The organism is Nonomuraea aridisoli, assembly GCF_003236395.1.
In the GTDB taxonomy this organism is placed as follows: Bacteria; Actinomycetota; Actinomycetes; order Streptosporangiales; family Streptosporangiaceae; genus Nonomuraea; species Nonomuraea aridisoli.
Window position 1 is genome coordinate 1 of sequence record NZ_POUD01000299.1, and the last position, 10,545, is coordinate 10,545.

11 protein-coding genes are annotated in these 10,545 nt (G+C 70.4%); 9 read left to right on the forward strand and 2 right to left on the reverse strand.

Annotated elements, in window-relative coordinates; genetic code table 11:
* A partial coding sequence (locus tag C1J01_RS40985) for a GAF domain-containing protein (RefSeq protein ID WP_111184436.1) occupies positions 1-1,412 on the reverse strand: 1,412 nt, incomplete at its 3' end.
* A gap of 395 nt (positions 1,413-1,807) precedes the next feature.
* Here C1J01_RS40985 and C1J01_RS40990 point away from each other — a divergent pair.
* The 5 genes from C1J01_RS40990 (at position 1,808) to C1J01_RS41010 (ending at position 5,701) form a co-directional block, all read left to right on the forward strand.
* A complete protein-coding gene (locus C1J01_RS40990; protein ID WP_111184437.1) occupies positions 1,808-2,158 on the forward strand; it encodes a YbaB/EbfC family nucleoid-associated protein in 351 nt (116 codons plus the stop codon).
* Positions 2,159-2,161: 3 nt separating this feature from the next.
* Positions 2,162-2,761, forward strand: a complete 600-nt coding sequence (gene recR / locus C1J01_RS40995) for a recombination mediator RecR (protein ID WP_111184438.1) — start codon at positions 2,162-2,164, stop codon at positions 2,759-2,761.
* Entirely contained in the window at positions 2,754-3,284 is a 531-nt protein-coding gene (locus tag C1J01_RS41000) for a DUF5063 domain-containing protein (RefSeq protein ID WP_111184439.1), read from the forward strand. The genes recR and C1J01_RS41000 overlap by 8 nt, the downstream gene beginning before the upstream one ends.
* Positions 3,285-3,368: 84 nt before the next feature.
* Complete coding sequence (locus C1J01_RS41005) at positions 3,369-4,643, forward strand: aspartate kinase (RefSeq protein ID WP_111184440.1); 1,275 nt, start codon at positions 3,369-3,371, stop codon at positions 4,641-4,643.
* The gene (locus C1J01_RS41010) at positions 4,640-5,701 is read left to right on the forward strand and encodes an aspartate-semialdehyde dehydrogenase (protein ID WP_111184441.1); all 1,062 of its coding nucleotides are present in this window, start codon (positions 4,640-4,642) and stop codon (positions 5,699-5,701) included. The genes C1J01_RS41005 and C1J01_RS41010 overlap by 4 nt, the downstream gene beginning before the upstream one ends.
* A 73-nt stretch (positions 5,702-5,774) precedes the next feature.
* Here the strand turns inward: C1J01_RS41010 and C1J01_RS41015 are convergent, their stop codons facing one another.
* On the reverse strand, positions 5,775-6,710 hold the full coding sequence (locus C1J01_RS41015; protein ID WP_111184442.1) for a hypothetical protein: 936 nt from the start codon (positions 6,708-6,710) through the stop codon (positions 5,775-5,777).
* Between the two features lie 173 nt (positions 6,711-6,883).
* Here C1J01_RS41015 and C1J01_RS41020 point away from each other — a divergent pair, with 173 nt between their 5' ends.
* From C1J01_RS41020 to C1J01_RS41035, 4 genes are all read left to right on the forward strand, one after another.
* Positions 6,884-7,552, forward strand: a complete 669-nt coding sequence (locus C1J01_RS41020) for a TetR/AcrR family transcriptional regulator (protein ID WP_235855000.1) — start codon at positions 6,884-6,886, stop codon at positions 7,550-7,552.
* Between the two features lie 64 nt (positions 7,553-7,616).
* Complete coding sequence (locus C1J01_RS41025; RefSeq protein ID WP_111184444.1) at positions 7,617-8,576, forward strand: LLM class F420-dependent oxidoreductase; 960 nt, start codon at positions 7,617-7,619, stop codon at positions 8,574-8,576.
* Between the two features lie 3 nt (positions 8,577-8,579).
* On the forward strand, positions 8,580-9,998 hold the full coding sequence (locus C1J01_RS41030; RefSeq protein ID WP_111184445.1) for an amidase: 1,419 nt from the start codon (positions 8,580-8,582) through the stop codon (positions 9,996-9,998).
* A 64-nt stretch (positions 9,999-10,062) separates the two neighbouring features.
* A complete protein-coding gene (locus tag C1J01_RS41035; protein ID WP_235855001.1) occupies positions 10,063-10,416 on the forward strand; it encodes a YkvA family protein in 354 nt (117 codons plus the stop codon).
* Positions 10,417-10,545 lie beyond the last annotated feature (129 nt).

The window sequence follows — 10,545 nt, forward strand, 5'->3', positions numbered from 1 at the left end:
GCGGCGGAGCGGAGGTCGGTCGGGGGGAGTTCGGCGAGGCGTTCCAGGATTTCGTAGTCGTCGCGGCCGTTGCAGGTCTGTGCGTACGCCCACAGGTCGTCCGGGGAGCCACGGCGGAGGAGGCAGGCGCGGACCTGGGCCTCCAGCTCGTCGCGTTCGCGGCGGATCTCCGGTGATTCCGAGCGGGGCAGGAGGGGACCGGCGTAGGCCGCGGCGAGCTTGGACGGGTCGCCGCCCGCCAGCAGGCGGCGGATCTCGAGGAAGTCGGCCTCCACGGGACAGGTCAGCCGGTACGGCTTGGCGGCGATCGCGTTGCCGAGCTGACCGCGCAGCCGGTGGATCTCCGCCCTGATGGTCACCGGGTTGCCGGCGTCGCCGTACAGGTGGAAGGAGAGCTGCTCGGCGGTGAGGCCGTGGCGGTGGAGCGTCAGCAGGGTGAGGATCTCGGCGTGGCGCAGCGACAGGGGGCGTTCGATGTCGCCGAGGGACGCGGTCGGCGTGCTCTCCCCGAGGAACGACAGCCGCAGCGACGACGGCATGGCGGACGGCGCGGGACGCAGCAGGTAGCCGTCGGAGAACGGCTCGAGGAGGGCGACCGTGCCGTCTCTGAGGATCATGCGCTGGCCGGGCACGAAGGTGGTGTCGGTGAGGGCCACGCGCCCGCCGAGGCCGCCCGCCGGGTCGCCGGAGATGACGCGGCCGGTGGACGACAGCAGGATGCCGGGCCGGCTGCGCAGCGACTCGTAGCGGCGGCGCAGGCGTTCGTCGCGCTGGTGCATGCGCAGGGCGAGCTCGGTCTCGGCGAGCTTGGCCGTGGCGGCGACCAGGGCGACGGTGGCGGGGTGGAGGCTGCGGGAGGTGCCGCTGACGTCGACGCAGCCGATGACGCGGCCGGTGTCGGGGTCGGTGACGGGGGCGGCGCTGCACGACCAGACGTGCAGCACGCGCATGAGGTGTTCTTCCGAGTAGACGTGTACGGGCCGACCGACGGCCAGGGCGGTGCCGATGCCGTTGGTGCCGACGCTGTGCTCGGTCCACTGGTGGCCGGTGGCCAGGCCGATCTCGTCGGCGCGGCGCATGATCGAGTAGTTGCCCTCCCGCCAGAGCACCCGGCCGTCGCCGTCGGTGACGATCATGACGTGGCCGGTCTCCTCGGCGAGCCCCGACAACGTCTTGGCCATCAGGGGCAGCAGCGGCTGCAGCGGATGGCTCTTGCGGATGTCGGGGATGAGCGAGGCGTCGTAGACGAGCGGGGCGGACGTGCCCTCCGGATCGACCCCGGCGTCGAACGAGCGGCGCCAGGACGCCTTGATGAGATGTCTGGGCGACTCAGGCCAGAGCCGCCCGGACGCCGCGGATTCGTACGCTCCGCGCAGGATTCGGGAGTAGGCGTCGAGATGGGCGTAACTCATCGGTCACTCCAAGTAGTCATGTAGAGCATCCGTCTTGTGCCCGTTCTGCGCAACCCGTTCGGGGGGATTGCGGAGGGTGATTGAATGAGCGCAACCTGTGTGCAACGTAGGGTGAGTAGTTTTCTTGTCCAACACGCCGGCGTGGTGCGGCCGCTCCGCCGACGTGATGGCCGGGTCTCGGGCGCTGGAGGGGGGCCGAGACCCGGCCAGGACATCACGGTTCGCCGCTCCGGTCGAGGGCCCCGGGGCGTCGTTCGCCGGAGCGCCGCGAAGTGGCAGCTGTCCCGGTAAGCGATCCCTGCACGAAACATGGTGACTCCACCAGTACATGACACCGCCCAAACACCGTAGGCTCGTGGCAGTCACGAACGCGGAGCCACGAGGAGCGCACGACGGTGAACCCAGGGGATGTCAACCTGCAGCAGCTGCTGGAGCAGGCCCAGCTCATGCAGCAGCAGCTTGTGAGCGCCCAGCAGGAGCTCAACGACGCGCAGATCGAGGGCTCATCCGGCGGCGGGCTGGTCACGGCCGTCGTCAACGGCTCGGGCGAGCTGCTCGAGCTCAAGATCGATCCGAGCGTCATCGACGGCGGCGACCCGCAGGACACCGCCGACACGATCGCCGACCTGGTGATCGCGGCCGTCCGCGACGCCGTGCGCGCGGCCGCCGACCTGCAGCAGGAGAAGCTCGGGCCGCTGGCCCAGGGGCTGGGCGGCGGCGGCCTCGGACAGCTGCCAGGGTTCTAGGCGATGTACGAGGGGGTCGTCCAGAATCTGATCGACGAGCTCGGGCTGCTGCCCGGCGTCGGTCCCAAGAGCGCGCAGCGGATCGCGTTCCACCTGCTGGCGGCCGACCCGGCCGATGTGAAACGGCTGGCGCACGCACTGCTGGAGGTCAAGGAGAAGGTTCGCTTCTGCCGGGTCTGCGGAAACGTGGCCGCCGAGGAGGAGTGCCGCATCTGCCGCGACGCCCGCCGCGACACGCATGTCATCTGCGTGGTCGAGGAGTCGAAGGACGTCGTGGCGATCGAGAAGACGCGCGAGTTCCGCGGCACCTACCACGTGCTCGGCGGCGCGATCAGCCCGATCGACGGCATCGGCCCCGACGACCTGCGCATCCGCGAGCTCATGACGCGGCTGGCCGATGGGCGCGTCACCGAGCTCATCCTCGCCACCGACCCCAACCTCGAGGGCGAGGCGACGGCTACTTACCTCGCCCGTCTGGTCAAGCCGATGGGCGTCAAAGTGACACGACTGGCCAGTGGTCTGCCCGTCGGGGGTGACCTCGAATACGCTGACGAGGTGACCTTGGGCCGGGCGTTCGAAGGACGGAGGCTGTTGGATGTCTGACGAGTGGAGCGCGCTGGCGGAAGAGATCTCCGGGCACGCGCAAGACTACGTGGACGGCCTGACCCGGGTGGCGGGCGGCGAGGGCGGAGACGCCATCTGGTCGCTGCTGCTGGTGGAGGTCGCCCAGGTGTGCCTGGCGGGCGCCAAGCTCGGCGCCAACCGCGACGTGATCCTCGCCGGCAACTACGAGCCGCCCATGAGCGAAGACCCCGACATCGACGGCGTGCGCACGGCGCTGGCCGAGCGGCTGGAGGCCGTCGACGACTACGCGGAGGTGTTCGACCCGTACAAGGACACCGGGGTGACCCCGTACCGGCTGTCCGACGATCTGACCGCGGTCGCCGCCGACCTCATCCACGGGCTGCGTCACTTCCACGCCGGCCGCCCGCACGAGGCGCTGTGGTGGTGGCAGTACTCCTACTTCAACACCTGGGGCAACCACGCGGGCGCCGCGATGCGCGCGCTGCAGGCGCTGGCGGCGCATTCCCGCCTCGACGTGGCCGAGGAAGTCACCACGGCCTGAGCATCCACATAGTGGTACGAGCCATCTGACTCATGAGAAGCCCCCAGTAGACTGGCACCTCACAGTCCAAACCGGGAGACTCTCGTGGCGCTCGTTGTGCAAAAGTACGGTGGTTCGTCCGTCGCCGACGCGTCCTGCATCAAGCGGGTCGCGCAGCGGATCGTCGCGACGAAAAAAGCCGGCAACGACGTGGTCGTGATCGTCTCCGCCATGGGCGACACGACGGACGAGCTGCTCGACCTGGCGGAGCAGGTGTCCCCGCTGCCGCCGGCCCGCGAGCTCGACATGCTGCTGACCTCGGGTGAGCGCATCTCGATGGCGCTGCTGGCGATGGCGATCGCCAACCTGGGTCACGAGGCCCGTTCGTTCACCGGCTCGCAGGCCGGGGTGATCACCGACTCGACCCACGGCAAGGCGCGCATCATCGACGTGACGCCGAGCCGCATCCAGGAGGCGATCGACCAGGGCCACATCGCGATCGTGGCCGGGTTCCAGGGCGTCTCGCAGGACACCAAAGACATCACCACGCTGGGCCGCGGGGGCTCCGACACCACGGCGGTGGCGCTGGCGGCGGCTCTGGAGGCCGACGTCTGCGAGATCTACACCGACGTCGACGGCATCTTCACCGCCGACCCCCGCATCGTGCCGGCGGCCCGCCAGATCCCCCGCATCTCCTATGACGAGATGATGGAGATGGCGGCCTGCGGGGCGAAGATCCTGCATCTGCGCTGCGTCGAGTACGCCCGCCGGTTCGACCTGCCGATTCACGTACGCAGCTCGTTCAGCACCAAGGAAGGCACGTGGGTCGTGTCCGACCCTTACACCGAAGGAACCGAGATGGAGCAGCCGATCATCTCCGGCGTCGCGCACGACCGGAGCGAGGCCAAGATCACTGTTGTCGGGGTGCCCGACAAGGTCGGCGAGGCTGCGACGATCTTCAAAACGCTGGCCGACGCCGAGATCAACATCGACATGATCGTGCAGAACGTCTCGGCCGCCGCCACGGGCCGCACGGACATCTCGTTCACGCTGCCCACGGCCGACGCCCAGACGGCGCTCGCGTCGCTGAAGAAGATCCAGGCCCGGATCGGTTACGAGTCGTTGCTCTTCGACGACCAGATCGGGAAGGTGTCGCTGATCGGCGCGGGCATGCGGTCGCACCCCGGCGTCACCGCGACGTTCTTCGCGGCTCTCGCCGACGCGGGGGTCAACATCGAGATGATCTCCACCTCGGAGATCCGCATCTCGGTGATCGTCGGGCAGGACGGCGTCGACGCGGCCGTGGCGGCCGCGCACCGCGCCTTCGATCTCGACGCCGACCAGGTCGAAGCCGTGGTGTACGGAGGTAGTGGACGATGAGCAGCAGGCCCAATCTCGCCCTGATCGGGGCCACCGGTGCGGTGGGCACCGTCATGCGCGACATCGTGTCGACGCGGGAGGACATCTGGGGCGAGATCCGTCTCGTCGCCTCGCCCCGCTCGGCCGGCAAGGTCCTGAAGGTGCGCGGCGAGGACGTCGTGGTGCAGGCCCTCGCGCCCGAGGTGTTCGACGGCATCGACATCGCCATCTTCGACGTGCCCGACGAGGTGTCGGCCGTCTGGGTGCCGATCGCGGCCGAGCGCGGCGCGATCGCCATCGACAAGTCGGGCACGTTCCGGATGCAGCCCGACGTGCCGCTGGTGGTGCCCGAGGTCAACCCGCTCGACGCGCGCAACCGCCCGCGGGGCATCATCTCGACGCCCAACTGCACGACGCTGTCGATGATGGCGGCCATAGGCGCGCTGCACGCCGAGTACACCCTCACCGAGCTGGTCGTCGCCTCCTACCAGGCGGTCTCCGGCGCGGGTGTGGCGGGCTCGGCCCGGCTGTACGACGAGGTCGAGGCGCTGGCGGGCGACCGTACGATCGGGCAGGCGGCCGGCGACGTGCGCAAGGCGCTGGTCGACAAGCTGCCCGCCGAGTCGCCGTTCCCGGCGCCGATCGCGTTCAACGTGGTGCCGTGGGCCGGCTCGCTCAAGGACGACGGCTGGAACTCCGAGGAGCTCAAGCTCCGCAACGAGTCCCGCAAGATCCTCGGCATCCCCGACCTGAAGGTCTCCGCGACCTGTGTCCGGGTGCCGGTGATCACGACGCACTCGCTGGCCGTGCACGCGCGCTTCGAGCGCGAGATCACGGTCGCCGACGCACACCGCGTCCTCGAGGCGGCGCCGACGGTCGTGCTGATGGACGACCCGGCCAACGGCGTCTACCCGACGCCGCTCGACGTGGTGGGCACCGACCCGACCTACGTCGGCCGCATCCGCCAGGCGATCGACTTCCCCAACACGCTCGACCTGTTCGTCTGCGGCGACAACCTGCGCAAGGGCGCGGCGCTCAACGCGGCGGAGATCGCCGAGCTGGTGGCCGCCGAGCTCTGAGATCAGGCGCGACGACATGACGCCCGTGCAGGACGCACGGGCGTCATGTCGTTCATCGGGTGTGGGGGCCGCCTCAGCGGAAGAGGATGTCCCAGTGGTCGCCCTCGTCGGCGTAGACCGTCGACCCGGAGCGGTAGAGCTTCGCCCCGTCGCCGCGCACGCCGGTCTTGTGGGAGTGCTTGGCGATGTGCCGGTCGATGCACGAGTTGTGGGAGATATCGATCTTGTAGCCGTTCCCGTGGCTGTAGGTGCCCGGCGCGTGTCCCCGCTCGGTGCCGCCCGTCACGGTGATCGGGCAGCCGCTCTGCTGCTTGAGCTCCAGGAGCTTGGCGACCGTCCCCGCGCGCACCGATTCGAGCGAGGTGCAGGTGTGCCGGTGCTTGCTGACGCAGTTGCCCGTCGACTTCATGCGCAGGCCCGCCTGGCGCAGCAGGTTCGTGGCGGTGGAGTGTGAGATCTGCACGGCGGCGCTGCGGGGCAGGACGCGCGCCAGATCGACGTGAGAGCGCTTCTGCGCCGCTTGGCGCCGCACCTTGGGCACATGGGCCGTCTCACCGCGTGCGGGGCTCTTGCGGGCTTTGGCGGCCGCCGGCCGTTCCTTGGGGCGGACCTTGTCGTCCCGGTCGGGCACGGCCCGGTCGGGCAGCGCACGCTCGTGCGTGTACGGCTCGAAATGCCATTCGGGCTCGTCGGGCCAGCCGAGGTCGCGCCACCGCGGCCAGTCCTGCTCGTCGTGCCACCGCGTCCAGCCGTGGTCGCGGCGCGTGTCGGGAGGGATCCAGTTGTCCGACCCGCGAGGGCCGGGCTCGTCGTATTCGTACGCCTCCGGTGGCGCCGCGTCCGGGGACGGCCGCCAGTTCTCCGGCCCGTCTTGCCAGAAGCCGGGTCCGGACTCGTTCATGCTGTCCTCGGCCCGCGGCCCATCAGGATGGGTGGCGGCGGAGGCGGCCGAGGCCAGCGAGATTATGGTGATCTCTATGCCGAGGAGTGCGACCATGGAGAGCCGCACAGTTCCACGTATCCACATGTCGATGCCTTTTCGCGGAAATAGCCCTTCCGCCTGAAACGACAATCCCACCATTCACAGGAGATAACTCATGCTGCGGCGGCAACTTTGCCTTCAGTCGGCGATCATCGTGCGGCTCCATGACCATCCCTGTTTCACGACGTAAAGTGACGAACGTGTCCGAAGCTCGAAACCGTGGACCGGAGAGCACCCGAGAGGTCATCGTCGAGACGGCGTTGCGGCTGTTCCGGGAGCGCGGCTTCGAAGCGACCACCATGCGCGCCATCGCCGCCGAGGCCGGGGTCTCCGTGGGCAACGCCTACTACTACTTCGCCGGCAAGGAGGCGTTGATCCAGGCGTACTACGACCGTGCCCAGGCCGAGCACGAGGCCGCGTGCCGGGAGTTCCTGGCCACGGAGGAGTCGTTCGCGGCCCGGCTGAGCGGGGTGCTGCGCGAGTGGGTGCGCGTCTCGGAGCCGTACCACGAGTTCGCCGTGAAGTTCTTCAAGCACGCCGCCGAGCCGACGAACCCGCTCAGCCCGTTCAGCAAGCAGTCGTCGCCGGCGCGGGAGGCGTCCATCGCGATCTACCGCGAGGTCGTGGAGGGCTCGCGCGACCGCATGAACGCCGAGCTGCGCGAGGAGCTGCCCGAGCTGCTGTGGCTGCTGTCCATGGGCATGGTGCTGTTCTGGGTGCACGACACCTCGCCGGGGTGCGCGCGGACGTACCGGCTGATCGAGGTCACGGTGCCGCTGGTGGACCGGCTGGTCGGGCTGTCCCATCTGCCGGGTCTGCGGGGGATCACGAAGGACTTCATCGCCGCGGTTCACGAGCTGCGGGCCTAGGGGAACATACCGAGCGGTTGGTACGGTGGTCGCGTTGAGCCCGTGAGGACGTGGAGGCCGTTGCATGACGCAGAACTGGGGCATGACCATCCCCTTCTACGACCGCTCGCTTGCTCGGTCGCAGGAGCTGATCGCGGAGTTGCCGGGGCTCGGCTACACCGACGCCTGGTCGGCCGAGGTCAACGGCGTCGACGGCTTCACCCCGCTCGCCCTGGCGGCGCAGTGGGCGCCGGGCGTGCGGCTGGGCAGCGCCATCGTGCCCGTCTCGACGCGCGGCCCCGGGCTGCTCGCGATGTCCGCGGCCACGCTGGCCGACCTCGCGCCCGGCCGGTTCACGCTGGGCATCGGCGCGTCCTCGCCGGCGATCGTGGAGAAGTGGAACGCGGGCACGTTCGACAAGCCGTACGCGCGCACGCGGGACACGCTGCGCTTCCTGAAGAAGGCGCTGGCGGGGGAGAAGGTCACGGAGGAGTACGAGACGTTCTCCGTCCAGGGCTTCCGGCTGGAGCGGGCACCGAGGACGCCGCCGAAGATCGTGCTGGCCGCGCTGCGCCCCCGGATGTTGCGCCTGGCCGCCGCGGAGGCGGACGGCGCGATCACGAACTGGCTCTCGCCCGAGGACGTCCGCAAGGTCCGCGCCGAGATCGGCCCCGACACCGAGCTGATCGCCCGCCTGTTCGTCTGCGTGAACGACAACGTCGACCAGGTGCGCGAGATGGGCCGCCGGATGCTGGCCGGCTACCTGACCGTCCCGGTGTACGCCGCCTTCCACGACTGGCTCGGCCGCGGCGAGGAACTGCGCCCGATGCACGAGGCGTGGGCGGCCGGCGACCGGCGGGCCGCGCTCAAGGCCATCTCCGACGAGGTGGTCGACGCCCTCATCGTGCACGGCGACGCCGCCACCTGCCGGGCGAGGATCCAGGAGTACGTCGACAACGGTCTCGACACCCCCGTCCTCGCCCCGCTGCCCGGCGGCGAGATCTCCATCGACCAGGCGGTTCGCGAGCTGGCTCCGGAAAGGTAGGCCATGGAGGAGTTACTGAGGCAGGACGCGGCGGGGCAGGCCCAGGCGGTCAGGGACGGCCTGGTGTCGGCCCGGGAGCTCGCCGAGGCCGCCATCGCCCGCATCGAGGCCCTCGACGGCGAGCTGAACGCGGTCGTCCACCGGCGCTTCGAGCGGGCGCTGGCCGAGATCGACACGATCCCGGCGCGGGCGCCCTTCCGCGGGGTGCCGATCCTGCTCAAGGACCTCGGCTGGCGGCAGGCCGGGGAGCCGTACCACGCGGGGTCGCGGGTGAGCGACGAGCGGGCGGACGCGCCCGACGGCTACGGCGTCGTACGGCTGCGCGAGGCCGGGTTCGTCGTCCTCGGGCGGACGAACACCCCCGAGTTCGGCAGCACGATCACGACGGAGCCGGTGGCCTTCGGGGCCACGCGCAACCCGTACGATCCGGCGTACTCGGCGGGCGGGTCCAGCGGCGGCTCCGCGGCGGCGGTGGCGGCCGGGATGGTCGCCCTCGCGACGGCGAGCGACGGCGGCGGCTCGATCCGCATCCCGGCGTCATTGTGCGGCCTGGTGGGGCTCAAGCCGACGCGCGCCAGGGTGAGCCTCGGGCCGGCGCTGGGCGAGGGCTGGAACGGGTTCTCGTGCCCGGGATTCGTCACCCGCACCGTGCGCGACAGCGCCGCGGCGCTCGACGTCGTCTCCGGCACGTACCCGGGCGATCCGTACGGGGCTCCCGAGCTGCCGGGGCCGCTCGCCGGCGAGGTGGGGCGCGATCCGGGGCGGCTGCGGATCGGCTTCCTCACCGCGCACCCCCGCGGCGACGTGCCCGAGGCGCCCGAGCTGACGGAGGCCGTCACGCGGGCCGCCGCGCTGCTGGAGTCGCTCGGCCACGACGTCGAGCCCGGCGGTCCCGAGGCGCTCGGCGACCCCGACTTCCCTGTGCACTTCGGCGCGATCGTGGCGAACAACGTCGCCGCGCAGGTCGCCATGCTGGGCCGGTTGCGCGGCAAGCCCGTCGAACTGGACGAGATCGAGCCGCGCAACGCCGCCATGGTCGCCTCGGCGCGCGGGCAGAGCGCGGCCGACCACATCCTGGCCGCCCAGTGGATCGACGGCTTCCGGCGCCGCATGGCCGCCTGGTGGAGCGCCGGGCACGATCTGCTGCTGGTGCCCTCGCTGGGGGTGGCGCCGTTCCCGCTGGGGTGGATCCCGTCCGACGACCTCAGCCTCGCCTTCGGGCGTACGGGGCACGCGGTGGCGTACACGTCGCCGTTCAACGCCACCGGGCAGCCGGCCGTGTCGCTGCCGCTGCACAGGAACGCGGCGGGGCTGCCGGTGGGGGTGCAGCTGGTGGCCGCCTTCGGCCGGGAGGACCTGCTCGTGCGGGTGGCCGCCCAGCTCGAACAGGCCGCGCCTTTCGAGCATCCCGCGGCCCGCTGAGGGAAGGAACTCGTGACCCCCGGGACGCGTTATATCGTGAAAAACCGGGGGTAGGAGGGTTCGCATGATGGCGAAGGCAGCACGGGCGGCGGCGGCCTGGCGTACGTACCGCGAGGTGACCAGGCCGGGATCGCCCAAACTGATGACGAGGGTCCGGGCCATCCCCCGGATGATCGGCTCGGCCATGCGCGGCCAGTACGCCGGCCTGGGCAAGGGCAGGCTCGCGCTGATCGGGCTCGGCGTGGTCTACCTGGTCTCACCGATCGACGTCGTGCCCGACTTCCTCGCGCTGATCGGCGTGGCCGACGACTTCGGCGTCTTCCTGTGGCTGATGGCCTCGCTGCTCGGCGAGAGCGGCCGCTACGTCGAGCACGAGCGCCGCGTCATCCAGGGCCGCCTGGCGGAGCAGGAGGGCTAGAGCCAACGCCGTTCAGTTAAGGACGAAGGCGGTTCGTCAAGACCGGTGAACGAAGCAGCGGAGCCGCTGTAGAAGAGGTCTGTCACTCCAAGACATCCTCACTACAGGAGCTCCGCTGTTGGAACAGGT